This is a genomic window from Thalassotalea nanhaiensis (genome assembly GCF_031583575.1).
In the GTDB taxonomy this organism is placed as follows: domain Bacteria; phylum Pseudomonadota; class Gammaproteobacteria; order Enterobacterales; family Alteromonadaceae; genus Thalassotalea_A; species Thalassotalea_A nanhaiensis.
On record NZ_CP134146.1, the window covers coordinates 1,820,340 to 1,836,654 of the forward strand.

General features: G+C 37.4%; 12 protein-coding genes. 9 read left to right on the forward strand and 3 right to left on the reverse strand.

Annotated features, from left to right (window positions below):
- Positions 1–139: 139 nt before the first annotated feature.
- On the reverse strand, positions 140–1,921 hold the full coding sequence (locus tag RI845_RS08000; RefSeq protein WP_348389209.1) for a tetratricopeptide repeat protein: 1,782 nt from the start codon (positions 1,919–1,921) through the stop codon (positions 140–142).
- 139 nt (positions 1,922–2,060) lie between these two features.
- Here RI845_RS08000 and RI845_RS08005 point away from each other — a divergent pair, with 139 nt between their 5' ends.
- The 5 genes from RI845_RS08005 (at position 2,061) to RI845_RS08025 (ending at position 11,703) form a co-directional block, all read left to right on the forward strand.
- Entirely contained in the window at positions 2,061–2,480 is a 420-nt protein-coding gene (locus RI845_RS08005) for a DUF3293 domain-containing protein (RefSeq protein WP_348389210.1), read from the forward strand.
- Between the two features lie 1,261 nt (positions 2,481–3,741).
- Positions 3,742–6,057 carry an RHS repeat domain-containing protein gene (locus RI845_RS08010; protein ID WP_348389211.1) on the forward strand — a complete coding sequence of 772 codons (2,316 nt, stop codon included), beginning with the start codon at positions 3,742–3,744 and terminating at the stop codon, positions 6,055–6,057.
- Between the two features lie 216 nt (positions 6,058–6,273).
- Entirely contained in the window at positions 6,274–7,068 is a 795-nt protein-coding gene (locus RI845_RS08015; RefSeq protein WP_348389212.1) for a sulfite exporter TauE/SafE family protein, read from the forward strand.
- Between the two features lie 465 nt (positions 7,069–7,533).
- The gene (locus RI845_RS08020) at positions 7,534–9,876 is read left to right on the forward strand and encodes an RHS repeat domain-containing protein (protein WP_348389213.1); all 2,343 of its coding nucleotides are present in this window, start codon (positions 7,534–7,536) and stop codon (positions 9,874–9,876) included.
- 1,146 nt (positions 9,877–11,022) lie between these two features.
- Positions 11,023–11,703 (forward strand): hypothetical protein, encoded by a 681-nt coding sequence (locus RI845_RS08025; RefSeq protein WP_348389214.1) that lies wholly within the window; start codon positions 11,023–11,025, stop codon positions 11,701–11,703.
- 213 nt (positions 11,704–11,916) lie between these two features.
- Here the strand turns inward: RI845_RS08025 and RI845_RS08030 are convergent, their stop codons facing one another.
- Together RI845_RS08030 and RI845_RS08035 are read right to left on the reverse strand one after the other, a co-directional pair.
- The gene (locus RI845_RS08030) at positions 11,917–12,441 is read right to left on the reverse strand and encodes an SPOR domain-containing protein (RefSeq protein ID WP_348389215.1); all 525 of its coding nucleotides are present in this window, start codon (positions 12,439–12,441) and stop codon (positions 11,917–11,919) included.
- A 95-nt stretch (positions 12,442–12,536) separates the two neighbouring features.
- Positions 12,537–13,367, reverse strand: coding sequence for a class I SAM-dependent methyltransferase (locus tag RI845_RS08035; protein ID WP_348389216.1), 831 nt, complete (start codon positions 13,365–13,367; stop codon positions 12,537–12,539).
- 465 nt (positions 13,368–13,832) lie between these two features.
- On the opposite strand from RI845_RS08035, the gene RI845_RS08040 reads away from it, so the two are divergent.
- The 4 genes from RI845_RS08040 (at position 13,833) to RI845_RS08055 (ending at position 16,290) form a co-directional block, all read left to right on the forward strand.
- Positions 13,833–14,558 (forward strand): HNH endonuclease family protein, encoded by a 726-nt coding sequence (locus tag RI845_RS08040; RefSeq protein WP_348389217.1) that lies wholly within the window; start codon positions 13,833–13,835, stop codon positions 14,556–14,558.
- 292 nt (positions 14,559–14,850) lie between these two features.
- Complete coding sequence (locus RI845_RS08045) at positions 14,851–15,300, forward strand: hypothetical protein (protein ID WP_348389218.1); 450 nt, start codon at positions 14,851–14,853, stop codon at positions 15,298–15,300.
- A gap of 16 nt (positions 15,301–15,316) precedes the next feature.
- Positions 15,317–15,856, forward strand: coding sequence for a hypothetical protein (locus tag RI845_RS08050; protein WP_348389219.1), 540 nt, complete (start codon positions 15,317–15,319; stop codon positions 15,854–15,856).
- Positions 15,853–16,290 carry a hypothetical protein gene (locus RI845_RS08055; RefSeq protein WP_348389220.1) on the forward strand — a complete coding sequence of 146 codons (438 nt, stop codon included), beginning with the start codon at positions 15,853–15,855 and terminating at the stop codon, positions 16,288–16,290. Before RI845_RS08050 ends, RI845_RS08055 begins: the two co-directional genes overlap by 4 nt.
- Positions 16,291–16,315 lie beyond the last annotated feature (25 nt).

Here is a 16,315-nt window from a genome sequence, read left to right on the forward strand (position 1 = left end):
CCAATAAAGTTCAAATCTTAGAGCAAATAAACTAAATAATTTAAAAATAGGTTAAAGCAGTTAAATAATAACTTAACACCTTTTCAGAAACTGATAGGTTTATACCTACTTAGTATGTTTTTGAGGGTTAAATTAGTATCTATTCTGGTGTAGATAAACCAAGGTTTTTTCGACGTAAATTTCTCAATTTAGCAAATGGTGGAGTGCTTAATATGTGCTTAAGCCCAGGGTGTTCAATGTTTGTTCTAGGATCGACAATTTTTAAATCAATAAACGTAAAGTAATTTAAGCCTTTTAATAACGATTTTTTTAGCCAAATTTCAGCCAAATCAAAATTGTTATTTTCAAAATGTATATTGGCAATAAATAATGGGTAAATATCGGCATAACTGTAATCATATATTCTAGTGTTAACTAATTGATTTAAAGCTAATTGGTCTCCTGTTTTTGCAGCAACTGCCAGATCGGTAAATTGGCTTTGTAAGCCCCAGTTAGGTAACTGTTCAATATGATCTTTATTTGCAGAAATAAGCCTAATAGCAAAATAATTTGGCAAATTATTAATGTTACTTTTATTAACCGTAAATCTATTATCACTTGCTAGTGCGGTTAATATTTTGAAGCCTTGTAATTCATACCCCGCAGAGATTAAAACTTGTCCGTATTCGCTTTGATTTATGTAAGAGTTAGGGTCAAGTTTAAGAGCCATGGCTTCCATTTCAATGGCTTTTTCGTAATCCATCACGGTATTTAAATAGTCGCCGTAAAAATTATAAACTTCGGCATCTTTGGCCGAAATACCAATAATAGTTTCAAAATCTTGTTTAGCACCGATAAAATCGCCTTCAAATTGAAACTTAATGGTGGCTGATGACAGTAATGCACCAATATTACTACTATCTAATCGTAATGCTTTACTTGTTGCAGCACGAGCTAATTCCTTTTGTTTGTTAAGATCTACCATTAAGCCGTAATTCATCATTAAGGCATAAGTTCTACCTAAACTTGCATAAGCATTAGCATACTTATCGTCTAGGGCTATAGCTTGTTTAAATAAATTAATCGCTTTAAACAGCGCTTGCGGGTTAGTGTCTCGCTTAGCAAATTCAAATTTTCCTTGTAGGTAAGATGAATATGCTTCAATGCTGTTCGTTTGGCTATATTGAAGTTGCTCAGGATGTAGGGTTATTTTTAATGAACTCACAATTGCATGTGCAATTTCATCCTGAATAGCAAAAATATCAGTTAACTCGCGTTCATAAGTGTTACTCCACACAGACTTATCGTCTTCAACACTAATAAGTTGTGCGGTGATGCGAACTTTACTTCCTGATTTACGTACACTGCCTTCAAGTACGTGGTTTACATTTAAAGCCGCAGCAATTTGTTGAATACTGCGGTCATTATCTTTAAACACGAATGAGGAAGTACGTGAGCTGACGATTAACTCGTTTATACGTGTTAAGCGGTTTAAAATTTCTTCAGAAATACCATCTGAAAAATACTCTTGTTCAACATCGGAAGACATATTTACAAACGGCAGTACTGCAATAGATGGAGGTGACTTTTGTGATGAAGAAGAAAAGTATTGGTTATATAGCAAGCCTCCAATAATTAATAACAATGCCGCGATTATCACATAGTCAATATACCGGCTGGTTTGATGACAAATAGACTCATCTGGATCAACTTCTTTACTGCGCTTTATTCCTTCTGGAGTTAATTCAAATGCCCAAGCAAATAGGCAGGCGATAGGGAAACCGGCTAATAACAAAATAAACACAAATTTAGCGATCCAATCTGGCGCTAAAATAATAGGTACAATTGTATTAACCACTTGCACGATGAGCCAAGCAACAATGACATAAGCAACGGCTACTTTAAAAACGTTACGGCGTTTTAACTCTTTAATTAGGGTCATCGCATCCTAGCAAAAATGATTAATTATCGTTTATAAAGAATAGTTTAATTGTGAAATTAGTAAAATGAGTGAAAAAGTGCTGAACTTTGTTTTTAAATATCTGTACACTGAAGTTCATTTCTACAAACGAGACATTTAAATGGACCATAATTTGCGACAAGCCTATATAAACACAGATTACATCATTGATGATGAGTTAGGTTTTTGGCAAATTAATATCGGTGATACCGACCGCCCATTGAGCCGCTATTTAAATACCTTTGAAAATCCAACCGCAGCGTTTATTACCGCCTACAACCCAAAGAGTAAACGCCTTAAAGAAGGGCAAAACCAACAACGCCAACAACAATTGCATCAAGCTGTAAGTAAGCTTGGATTAGCGAGTTGTAAAGGCTACGGTCTTAGCCAACAGAACGACTGGCCCAAAGAGCACAGTTTGTTAATTACCAACATAACTAAACAACAAGCTAGCCAATTAGCCAAAGACTTTCAACAAGCTGCTTTCGTGTGGATTGATGATAAAGGTTTAGTGTCGTTAGTTACCCAGCAAGACTATTAACGTTTTCAAACTCTGAATTAAATCCAGGAAAAGGTGCTATTTAACCTATCTATTTGTTGTAATAGGTACATCAATATCGACCTGAGTTCGTTTCACGTTATTAAAACGGCATCCCCCAGTAATCAATACCAAGCTACCTTTGCGTAGTTATGCCGTGTTAACTGTGTGTAACGTTGCGAAACTAACTTTGATAATTAAATGTTAAATTAAAATAACCTATAAATATCAATACCTAACAAATAGTTAGTGCAACACTTGGTTAACGGTAAGTACACGTTAAATTCATACACCTTTCAGCTTTGTAACAGCCACTTCCTATGTTTGCAATTGTTACTTATTGTAACCGTGTTGTTTTTAAATATTGCCAGAAAGGTAATTGAGAAGGTTCTATGGCCATATTTTTAGTGTGCATGTTTGGTGTACTTGGCATTGTTATTTGTAATGAAATTAAATGGTTTTAATCATTAATTAATGTTTAACACTTTGCAGTTGTTCAGTACAAAGCTAGCTATTACAAGAAAATTCATGGGGAGAGATAACTAAGGGCAACCTGAGTTATAGCGCATAAAAACAACAATAAATAAAACAAAGGCAAGCTTGACTTGCCGTTAATGCCGAGCTCGCTCGGTATTTTTTTACCTTAAATTTAGCCGTTGCTTACATTCCAATGTCAATCCCGACTTGTTCGGGAATGCAACAACTTTATTGACCCTGAAATGAATTCAGGGAGTTGGCTAATATTGAGCCACTATAACCACTTGCTGGACTTGTTTCAGCATCCATAAATCTCGGATAAAAAACCATAACCCCACGTATTTGAGTACTTGTTACGGAATCCATAAATTTCAGGCAAGAAAAAGTCACCTGCAATAATGAGGTGGCTAAGCATTCCACTCTCACCGTCATTACCGCGAACGACTAAATGGATTTAGGAGGTAGAGCGACGCATGGATGCCAAAGCCGAGGCGGTAATCCATAAATTTCAGGCAAAAAAAAAGCCACCTGCAATATGAGGTGGCAAAGCATTTCAGGGAGGAAAACTATGAAAAGTTAACTGTGTTTAATTATACATCGGACCAGAAAATATTCCGTTAACCAAATGTAAAACACTGCAATAGTTTGTTGTTATTAAATCGTCAACTAAGTGTTAAGGGTGGGTTATAACCACATTCTTTGTAGGTTGTTTATTAGTATCTGTATTGCTATGTTGTTTGCTCGCCCATCCCTAAAAAATAATAATAATAATCAAAAGGTGAATGATATGCTTAAAAGTCAGCATGTTAAGTCGATCAAGTGTTTAACTTCTTCAATAATCATAGCTCTATTAACCGCTTGTGGTGGATCAGATTCGAGCGATCCAGAAATTTTAACCGTTAATGATTCCATCTCTGACGTTTCTGGTCGTGACGGTGTAAACAGTGTTTCAATCATCAATAATGACACGCTGGACAGTGAGCAGCTTGATCTTTCACAGGTAAACATTTCTGTAGTTATGGCTGATGCACCATTAACATTGAATGGAGATGGTACTGTTAATGTTGCGCCAATGACGGCAGCCGGAACTTATCAACTTCAATATAAGGTTTGTTTGGTTGACGATAGTTCAATTTGTGAAACCGCGACTGTAAGTGTTGAAGTGCTTGCTGCTGAATTGGCATTAGCTGATGATTTTATTGACAATATTAATGGCGGTTTTGGCAATTCAAATATAATTGATGTACTCGCAAATGACACCATGAATAGTAATGTCATCAATATTGATGACATTACTTTGAGTGTTTTATCAAATGATCCCTCATTGCAGCTTGATAGCAATTACGTAAGTGTTGCCAGTAATACTATGGCAGGGGAGCATCAATTAACTTATCAAGTATGTGAAAACTTGAACCCAGAAAATTGTACTTCATCGACAGCAATTGTGAACGTTGATAAAGGCCAATTTATGGGAGGGATCGCCGGGATCCGTTATGAGTCAGATTCAGCTAATGGCGTTACCGACGCCAATGGCGGATATATCTATAATGCCGGTGATAACATCAAGTTTTATATCGGTGCCACAATGCTTGGTGAACAAGCAGCAGCTAAAGCTAAACTGTCACCATTAGATTTGATAAAAGATTCAAAAGTGCCTGTTAGTAGTACAGAAGTAAATTCATTTTTAGATAACAAGTATGACTTTGATATAAACCCAAAAATAAATGAGTTGGTTAATGCATTAACGTTAATTTATAGCGTAGACAAAGACAAAGACATCAGCAATGGTATTGTCATTGATGAGAAATTGCATACTCTCTGGGCTGACAAACAATTTAACTTGAAACAAAGTATTAGCCGTTTCGAGCGAGATACCGTTATCAACATTGCTATGTATAAAGCATTTGATCAAGAATTGTTAGCCAATACAAGTTTAACGCCTTATTTTAGCTCTTTAGACACGTTTGCTGCACAACAGGGCTTAACTCCGCATGTGTATGGTACTAATCAAGAAACGTATTACTCTGACCCTGGTGTCGCTGATGAAGTTTATAAAATTTCAGTAAGTTCGGATAAAGGCACTGTCACTTGGGATTACTTTGAAACAGACGATGAAGGCAATTTGCTTCCTGAAATTTCTTACCAAGATAAATACTTTTACGATGGTAATGCTAACTATACTGGCATGGAATATTATGAAGAAGGTGTACTAAACAGCAGTGAAACCTACACACTCAATATCCATGGGAATATGATGCGCTCTGACTATACAAGTATATACGGTGATAACAGTAGCCGTTGGAAAGAGTACAACAACATTGGCCTTGAAACTGCCTATTATAAAGACAATGATGGAGATGAGGTAAGCGATGAAAGTGAGTTTAGCCAATATGATGAAAATGGTAATGAAATTTCCTATCTGCGTGATAACGACGGCGACGGCAAAAATGATTATAAAAGGCTAACGGAATATGCCAATAATCTAAAAGTGAAACAGTCTAATTACAATGACATTTCAGCTTATGCAGGTGCTGAAAATGATGTCGACAATATGACCTTTTATTACTATAACGAAGCTGGGCTGCTAATTAGACAAGAAACTGATAATGATGCTGATGGGGAAATAGATTATCTTACTGAGTGGGATTATAACGAAGCAGGTCAAACAATCGAGTATCGCTCTGATAATAATTTAGCGGATGAAGCCTTCAATCATCGAACCGTCACTACCTATGAAAATGGTTTAAGAGTTTCAAATTTAACTGATAGCAATGGTGATGGAGTTGACGACCGAGGCCAGTTTTATACATACGACGAGCACGGAAATAGAATTCAATATACATATTATAATAATGGTTTTGACAAGCCTCTTTATTCATACTTTTACAAATATGATGATGCTAACAATATGATTGAACAAAAAACTGATAATAACGGTGATGGTGTTGCCGATTATGCCAATATTTATAGCTTTGACGAGCATGGAAATATGGTGTCATATGTTAATTATAGAGGCGAAGATCAAGACGGTGTTTATAGATATGGCTACCACTATGAATATTTACTTACCGATTTTACCACAGCATATCTACTGGAAAATTAAATAGAGCATAGATACTGTTTGCTCAACATTTAAAAATAAAACCAGCGATATGTCGCTGGTTTTTTTATTTAGGACGCATTGCCTAGCATTGACTAGGATGGCTTAAATTCTGTTATTTGCATGTACATCACAAATTAATCCGAACTATTTAAAAAGTAAGTACAGCAGTAGTTTGTTAATACAAATAAGTTAATATCTCGATAGAACCGTGCTAGTGTGCTAACAACCATCATCTTTATCATGAATTCAATGCTTGAGCATTTATTACTTTTCGTTATCAGTTTACTTGCCAATACTCTTTCTTCTCTTGCTGGCGGTGGAGCAGGGCTTTTACAACTACCTGTTTTAATTTTTCTTGGTTTACCCTTTGGCGTTGCACTAGTAACACATAAAATTGCATCGGTTGCGTTGGGTGTTGGCGCTTCTTTAAAGCACCTTAAATATGGTGGTTTTCAATGGCAGCTTGTAACCATTATGATTGTAGGTGCGCTGCCCGGCGTAGTTATTGGTGCCAACGTTATATTAAATATACCCGAGAGTATCGCGATGTTCTCGCTTGGCTGTTTAACCATAGCATTAGGTATTTATTCATTCTTTAAACCTAACTTGGGCATGCATGACAGCTTAAAAAACTTAACCATTAAAGGTTATTTAATTGGCGCACTCGGTTTATTTTTATTAGGTATTCTTAACGGCTCTTTAACTTCAGGAACTGGCTTATTTGTTACAATGTGGCTCATCCATTGGTTTGGTATGAACTACGCCCGAGCAGTATCTTACACCTTGGTTATGGTGGGAATTTTATGGAATGGTGCCGGTGCAGTAACGCTGGCGTTATTAGAAACTGTACAATGGTCTTGGCTGCCGGCACTTATATTAGGCTCATTAATTGGTGGTTACTTTGGAGCACACCTTGCCATTGAAAAGGGCAATACTTTAGTTAAAAGAACCTTTGAATTGATGACCGTGATAACAGGCCTGGCTTTACTGATAAAAGCCGTTAATGTATAACTAACCAGAAGCATATAAGTAGAATTAACCGTGGCAGTAAACGGTTATTGTTACACGCCTTCATTGCGTACTACTCACACTAGTTCAGTACGACCAAAGGCCATAAGCCCACGTCTTTCCGTAGCTCCCCACGTCATTCCGTACTTGTTACGGAATCCATAAATTCCAGACAAAAAAGCGATAACCCACGTCTTTACGTACTCGTTACGGAATCCATAAATTCCAGACAAAAAAAAGCCACCTGCAATATGAGGTGGCAAAGCATTTCAGGGAGGAAAACTATGAAAAGTTAACTGTGTTTATAATAGCTGATGGTTATTAATTAAGCTGTTAACCAAATGTAAAACACTGCAACACTATGTTGTTACGCTGGTGTTAATTAGATGTGGCGTTAAATGGTCTGAACAGGAAAAAATTTAAAATTGGTTTATAGTTAAAACATAATAACAATCAATGGTGAAAAGTATGGCTCTACCCCCACGTTGCAACGCAATAAAATTCCTGTCAACTTCTCTTATCATAGCTTTGTTAAGCGCCTGTGGCGGTTCAGGCTCAGGCTCAAGTTCGGATCCAAAGGTAGATGATAACTCGCCAGAATTAGTCATTACCAACGACACAATAACGAATGTTTCAGGTCGAATGGGCAGTGTTGGCATTGCAATTATCGACAACGATACTATTGATGGATCTAACCTTACGTTAGAGCAAATAAGTATTTCAATGGTTAACAGTCATGCGCCTCTATCATTGACGGAAGAGGGCCTTGTTACCGTCATGCCGATGACAAGTGCAGGTACGTATGATCTTGTATACAAAGTATGTTTGGTTGATGAACCAACGGTTTGTGCAAGTGGTAGTGTAAGTGTTGAAGTTATTGCCGCAGAGCTTACTTTGTCTGACGATACAATTAACGATATTAATGGTGGGTTTGCGAACGAAAACATACTTAATGTTTTAGCCAATGACCTAATAGATAGCGACAGTATTTCTGCTACTGAGGTAACCACAAGTGTTATCTCAATAAGCCCAGAGTTATCTTTACTGGGTGAGCACGTTAGTGTAGCAGCCAATATTTCAACCGGCGAATATGCATTAACGTATCAAGTGTGTGAAAACCTTAATCCTGAAAACTGTGCATCAGCCAATGCCACGGTCAATGTTAACAAGGGCCAGTTTATGGGCGGCGCAGCCGGTGTTGCTTATACTTCTGATTCTGCCAGTGGCTTTACTGATGAAAATGGTGGCTATATTTATAGCCAAGGTGACAATATTTCATTTTATATTGGTGGTACGAAGCTTGGGGAAACAACTCAAGCATTAACAAGTTTGTCACCGCTCGACTTAGTACCAGGAGCTGAAATACCTGTTACTCAACTGCAGGCACGTGAGTTTATCGATGATTATGATGACTACGAAAAATTTCCAAAGCTGAGTGAAATGATCAATATTGTGGCTATGCTTTACACGGTTGATAAAGATAAAGACACCAGTAATGGCATTGCTATTGATACAAACTTACATGCTTTTTGGGCTGATAAGTCTTTTAACTTAAAGCAAGAGATTGATGACTTAGACCGAGACAACTTAATTACCATTGCCTTGTATAAAGCGTTTGATCAAAGCTTGATTTCAAATGCCGATATAACCTTTCATTTTAAAGCACTGGACTTAATTGCAGCACAGCAAAATTTGATGCCACAAGTGCCCGGAAAAACAAAGGAAAGCTATTCTTCTAATGGCGTATTACAAGAATATTATAATATTTATTTAAATGCAGAAACTAACTCAACCGACTGGGATTACTACGAATTGGACAGTGAAGGTAATGTGGTTGCGGACTCGTTTACCAAAGATAGATACTTCCACGATAGCAATGTTAACTATTTAGGATGGGAGTATTATGAGGGAGAAACCAAAACCAGCAGCGGTCTTTATACCATGAATATTCATGGTAACCGTCTTCAAAGAGTGTTTGAACAGCTAGGCGTAATGACAGGTTCAAGTTGGTATGAGTATAACAATATTGGCTTTGAAACAGCGTCTTATGATGATGAAGACGGCGATACCATTAGTGATAACAGTGATTTCTCTGAATATGACGAAAATGGTAATCTAACATCATATTCAAGTGATGACGATGGTGACGGTGTTATCGATTATAAGTACACCCGAGAGTACACCAACAATGTGTTAACCAAAGAAACAGATTACAGCTCAATTGATACTCCAGAGGGCCCTCAGCTGGTCATTGAAAATGTGTCTTATTCTTACTATAACGAGCAGGGCTTAAGAATAAGGGTTGAAAATGACGAAGGTGGCGATGAAATAATAAATTATATTTCTGAGTGGGTTTATAACGAAGACGGTGAAGAAATAGAATATCGTTCAGATGGTAATTTCAGTGATGAACTTTATGATTACGTTAGTGTGAGCACATATGAAAATGGATATGTGATGAGCCGATTGACCGACAGCGATGGTGACGGTACAACCGACTATGGTTATTATTATGAATATGATGAACGAGGTAACCGCACTTCCAACACCTACTATGATGGTGATTTAGTAACGCCACTTTATCGAAATACCTACACCTATGATGAAATGAATAACATTACCCAACGAATAAATGATCACAACGGTGATGGTGTTATCGATTACACCTACGTGTATACCTATGATGAATTTGGTAATAACACGTCGTACAGCAACTTTAGAGGGGAACTTATTAATGGTAATGCCAGATACCGATACGATTATGAATATAGTGTTGGAAGCTATACCGATTGGTGGAAGTTGTATTATTAAAGCCACATAGGATACACAAAATAAAACCAGCGAACTCGCTGGTTTTTTAATTCATGGAAGAGTTAACTTAAAATTGCCAAGTTAGGGAAGTGGCAAAGCATTTCACTCTCTCAGTTCAGTCATCCCGTAAGCCTCGCAGCGTCATACCGTATCACCACAGCGTCATTCCGTATCACCACACCGTCATTCCCGACTTGTTCGGGAATCCAGCTCTTAAATTCCAGACATAAAATCCACAATCACGTCATTCCGTATTTGTTACGGAATCCATAAATTTCAGACAAAAACCATAACCCCACGTCTTTCCGTACTTGTTACGGAATCCATAAATTTCAGGCAAAAAAAAGCCACCTGCAAATATGAGGTGGCAAAGCATTTCAGGGAGGAAAACTATGAAAAGTTAACTGTGTTTAATTATACATCCGACCAGAAAATATTCCGTTAATCAAATGTAAAACACTGCAATAGTTTGTTGTTATAAACTTGTTAATTTGTTTTTGGGCTGGATGTTGCTTGGTTGGGTTGAAGCTCTTGTTTCGGCATTTACCGTTAACATGCGTACGACTAGTCTTCATTCCGTACTTGTTACGGAATCCATAAATTTCAGGCAAAAATTCTTCTGGAAATAATTTTCTTTGCGAAGCAGTCCGAAGGACCGAGAACAGGGATGTTTGAGATAAAAAAAAGCCACCTGCAAATATGAGGTGGCAAAGCATTTCAGGGAGGAAAACTATGAAAAGTTAACTGTGTTTAATTATACATCCGACCAGAAAATATTCCGTTAACCAAATGTAAAACACTGCAAAAGTTTGTTGTTATAAACTTGTTAATTTCATTAACTGGCATGTCAAAACCTGTAATAGCCCAATAGATTAGGGCTTCTAGCTCAACAACTTCCCATTAATCAGTAACAAAGCTAAACAGAAACACATTAATTGTTTAGGTAAAATAGCCAGTAATTAACAAACAGTAATTTATTTAAAGACTTTTTTATGATTTATCCAAAACAATACATGAATCAAACCAGCCCTTAGTCGGCAAAATTTCTACCAGCTATGGTTATTCTTTCAGTGCCATTAGTACTATTTTTTATTGCTAAAGGCTGTGTATCTTTATTAAGTAAAGCTAAGTTAAAGGCCTGCTAGTTTGAGCTACCACAGCAACAATAACGAACACGACTTTGAACAGTTTCAGGGTGACGAATTCGAAATTGAAGAGCATTACTATGAAGATAGTTTTGACGAGTTCGATTATCATGAAGCGGGTGTTGAGGAAGGCTTAGGCTTCTTAGAGTTTGCTGGTATTGCTGCACTACTTGGTGCATTTAATTCAAACCAAAACCATGTTGAGCATGAAGAGGGCAACTCTTCGGCTATGTTTTGGTTTTTAGTCTTTTTACCATTTACATTTCCATTACTTGTTATGGCCATGATGGTTATAGTCCCATATCAAATTTTAAAGTTTGTATTTAAGCTTTTGTTTAAAGTTATTCAAGCATGCATTGCTACAAAGCCTGAAAAAGCAAAACCGCTATCCTCTGTTAACTCTAAAAACGTCACTAAGCAAAGTGCTAATAACTATGTTGCTAAAACTACAAAAAACTCTGTAAATGCCAACGTTTACGTAATAGATGAAATGGAAGCTATTGATATCAAAATTAAAAAACTAGAGCGACAAAAGCAACAATTAAACCAACAGACTACAGACAGTGTAAAAGACCAAGGTTTAAATAATGCAGGCCGTGGTTATTATTACGAAAGCAATTCATACAACATAAAGAAAAATGCCACCAAACTGGCTGAACAAGCGACTATTAAATACATTTAACTATAATTTCATCTCTTTGTTAGAGAAAATAAACTGGGGCCAGATAAAAAAGCAGCACCATTTAAATATTATGGTGAAGTTGAATATTTGAATCACTAAGGTGAAAAACCTATGAGTGTTGAATGGCGTATTGTACAGAGTTAAATGATAAATAAAGTAATTCGGATTAGATACTATGCACGTGATGGGGGCACTTGTTATGGATAGTAATAGTTAGTTGCGTTTCTGCCTTAATACACACTCATATATTTTTAGGTTTTTCTTTATTTGATTTTTAAAGTTTTCTGCTTTACGTTTATTAGCAAAGTAGGGGCTTGTTACCACATACCATTTGCCAGAACTACTTACGTTCATTGGCGTGAGTTTGCTAATTTTATTTTTTAGGTTTTGCGCGTCACTTTCTAGTTTAAATGCTCCGCAGCGTAATTGATGGGGAGTAGAGTCAGGGGTGTCATAATCCCTTTCAATAAAACTTATCTGTCCTTGTTCAAGCTTTTCAGGAAAAACATATTTTGGTTTTGGCTTATTTGGTAAAACGAGCTCTTCAGTTTGGCTATCATTTACCTGTGTAGAAATAGCCACTGTTTGTTTTTCAGTACTAGAGTTATAAAAATTCAAGCCTATAACTGGTGTAACTATGCCTACCGTTAAAATAGTGGTAAATAGTTTAATCTTATATGCGCGTTGTTGTTTTTGTTTGCTAGGGTTGCGTTTAGGCGATTTATTTACATAATCCATTTGAGCATTTCTTTTTTATTATTCTATTTTCATTATAAATAAGTGCGCTCAAATGAAAAGAGCTAATGAGCCGTCATAATTAGCTGAGATAATGCTTAAAGTTTTTCTGCAATGATCTCAACCGGTGCAATTAAGTTATTACCAATGTTTTCCACCATGTTTTTAACTTTGTAGGCAGCGCTTTGTTGCATTAGGGTATGAAGGCCTAATGGTGGTGGCCCGCCATCTGCATTTATTTTGGCCTTAAGTTGTTGAAAAAATTGTAGGGAAAAAGCATGGCGATTAGTTTCTTTAATAATGCTAAAGCCTTCATCGGTTAGTGCTTGTTGGTATTGCTCTGGTGTTGCCAGTTTACTGGTGCTGCTGTTTGTCGCCCACGGAACTGGGTAAATTAAATCACCGTCACTTTGGCGCATAACATCATAAACAGCAAAAGTGGCACCTGGTTTTAAAACTCTGTGTATTTCTTTAAACAGCGCGGCTTTGTCTTCTATATTCATGCCAACATGAAGCATGTAAGCACCGTTAAAACTGTTATTTTTAAAAGGCATGTTTAAGGCGCTGCCTTGTACCAATGTAACTTTACTTTCAAGCCTTACCCATTTGCATAATGCTGTGCCGGTTTCAATATACTCATTAGTTAAGTCTATTCCGGTTACTTGGCTTTTACATTTTGTTGCGACATATCTTGCTGCGCCGCCTAGACCACAACCAACATCTAATAATTGGTCTTGCTCAGAAAAGTTGAGTTGCTCAAGTAAGTGATCTGTCGCCAAGCGCCCGCCAATATGAAACTCATCGACAGGGGCAAGATCAGCTATGGTTATGTTTTCAGTGGTTTTGCCTAGTGCAGGAAGAGCCGCTTCGATGGCATTGAGCAAATTGCCGTGTTGGTAATGATCAGAGACTGATTTATCGTACGACATTGTTTGAATCCCGCTAATTGATGATTATAAAATATAGCACAATGGACCCTGAAATAAATTCAGGGAGGAATGCAGAGGTTCAAGAAATGGTGGTTGGTGTTCAAGGTAGTGCTGGTTAACAAACTGTTTCTGTTTATTTGACTGAATTCGTTTAGTATATTTGTAAATAATACCAAAGAATGGATTCCTGCCTACGCAGGAATGACGGCTGGCGCAGGAATGACGTGGTAGTCGAATGGATTCCCGCCTTCGCGGGAAAGACGGCTAGCGCAAGAAAGACGTGGTAGGCGAATGGATTCCTGCCTACGCAGGAATGACGGCAGGCGCAGGAAAGACGTGGTAGACGAATGGATTCCCGCCTTCGCGGGAAAGACGGCTAGAGCAGGAATAATTGGGTTGGGTCTACGTTGTAGGTGATACGTCAGGTGTTGATGTGTTACGTTAAAAAGAAACTGTTTTACTAATATGCTAAAAAATTACTTTGTTGTCTGCTTAATTGCGGTGAGTATTTTTTTTGATGTGCATGCTGCTTCAGGTTTGGTTAAAAAATCTAAATCTGGTATTTGTCACTCTCAAGAAAGTTCTTATTATAATCGCACCAAGAATTTCACTGCGTTTGATTCACTTGAATCTTGCATAAATTCAGGCGGGCGCTTGCCTAAAGGTTTTGTTGCTAAAGGTGATGTTGCTGCTCAGTCTGCGTCGCACCTTAAACATTATACTCGCAGTCAGTTTGGTAGTGGTTGGAGTGATGTTGACCGTGATTGTCAAAATTCACGTATGGAAGTGCTAGTGGCGCAATCTGTTGGTCCCGTGCACTTTAAAGACTCCAGAGAGTGCTCTGTGCGCTCTGGTAAGTGGATATCATCGTTTACCGGTGAAACACTCTATGAAGCCTCATCGATTGATATTGACCACGTTATACCGCTTAAATGGGCATGGGATCACGGGGCAAGCTCTTGGAGTTATGAACAACGCGTCGCGTTTGCCAACGATCCTGCAAATTTACTTAGCGTTGAAGCAAGCTTAAACCGCAGCAAAGGCGCGAAAGGTTTGGATGAATGGCTACCTCCTAAAAATCAGTGCCAGTATATTGCACGTTTTATTAGGGTTATGAAGAAATATCCGCTTAATGTAGGTTCAAAAAAACTCGACTCTATAACATCACTTAAAAACAGTTATTGCGCTTAGTTATCCTGTTTTAATTACCATTTTTGTTAAGATCCCCTCTTAACTAATCTTTTATACGCTGAAATAAACATCGGCAGTATTTTTTAAATCGCTATTTTCCAACTTCTTACTCTCGTGTTCATGTGCATTTTTGTAGGTGCTTAAAGGATTTATGTACTTTAAAAAATCAAGCTGAAAGTTTAGGTTTTATTATTTAATCTTCAAAAACAATGGTTTACCTGTTTTTGTGGTTTGGCATGTTACCTGCAACTTACTTTATTGATGTTCATTAGATAAATGTATGGAGGTTTAAATGAATGCTTTTTATAAATTAACGTTGCCTACCTTACTGCTTATGGCCATTTCTGGCTGTATGACAGCGCAAGAACATCAACAGGAAATTGCCGACGACTCTACAGGCAAGCTTACCGTTGGTGTTGTGCAAAAAGAGATCAATATTGGCATGTCAGGCGCAGAAGTTGCGGCAGTTTTAGGTTCACCCAACATTGTTTCTACAGATGAAAATAGAAACGAAGTGTGGATTTACGACAAAATTTCTACTGAATTTGTACACTCCAGCAGTAGCGGAGGCGTTTCATCACTTGTTCTAGGCTTTGGTAGTGAGGTACTGGGAGGAGCTGGTGGTAGTTACAATAAACAAGCGGGAGCTTCTTCTAAATCACAGAAAACCTTAACAATAATATTAAAATTTGATGATGAGGGGCTTATCAGAGATTTTGCTTACCACACGTCACGCTTTTAGGCGTTAAGGAAATATCATGTTAACTAAAAACGTTTTAATAATGGTGTTGGTGGTCGTTGCAATAAGTGGCTGTACTAGTAATAGCAAGCCACCTACAGATGCTTTTAAATTATCGCCTACATCAATAGAAGATAAACAAATGCAAACCCGACAATTTACAACAGTGCAACGCATTGACTTATTAGTTGCCAGTGCCAGTGTATTGCAAGATTTGGGATATTCGTTGGATGAATCAAACTCGGTGTTAGGGGTATTGTCGGCATCAAAAGTTATAGATGCTAAAGATAGTGGTCAGATTGCTGGAGCCATTTTATTGGCAATATTTACCGGATCATCACCGCCAGTTGATGATAAGCAAAAAATTAGAGTTTGTTTGGTGATAAACAGCGATTTATCTGATGATAAGTCATCACTAGCCAGAATAACCATTCAGAGGCTAATTTGGAATGACCGAGGCAGACTGTCCCGTGTGCAGTCAGTAAAAGATCCTGAGCTTTATGATGCATTTTTTACAAAACTGTCTAAAGCGGTATTTTTGGAGGCAAATAGCATATGAATATTTTAACAAGTACAAATAAAGCAGCTTTATTAATTTCTATTTTGTTTTTAGTAAGCAGCTGTAGCGGAAGTAGAACACCAAAAGACGCGTTTGCCATGAATTCTAGTCAAGTTGAGGTTCGCAGTTATCAAACCAGAGCTTATGATACTACTGACAAGGTACTATTACTGCGCTCGGTTATTGCAACATTACAAGATTTGGAATTTATTATCGACAAAGCAGATGTTGAATTTGGCGTGGTGTCAGCAACTAAACTTAATCGTTATTCATTACGAATGACTATTACTATCAGAGAGCGGGGCGAGCATCAGTTATTAGTGCGAGCTAACGCTCATTACAACCTAGAGTCGATTGAAGATCCCACTCCTTATCAAGACTTTTATAGTGCATTAAATAAATCTACTTTTTTAACCAGCCATGAAGTAGATTAAGTAGGTCATCGTAATTAGTGAATAG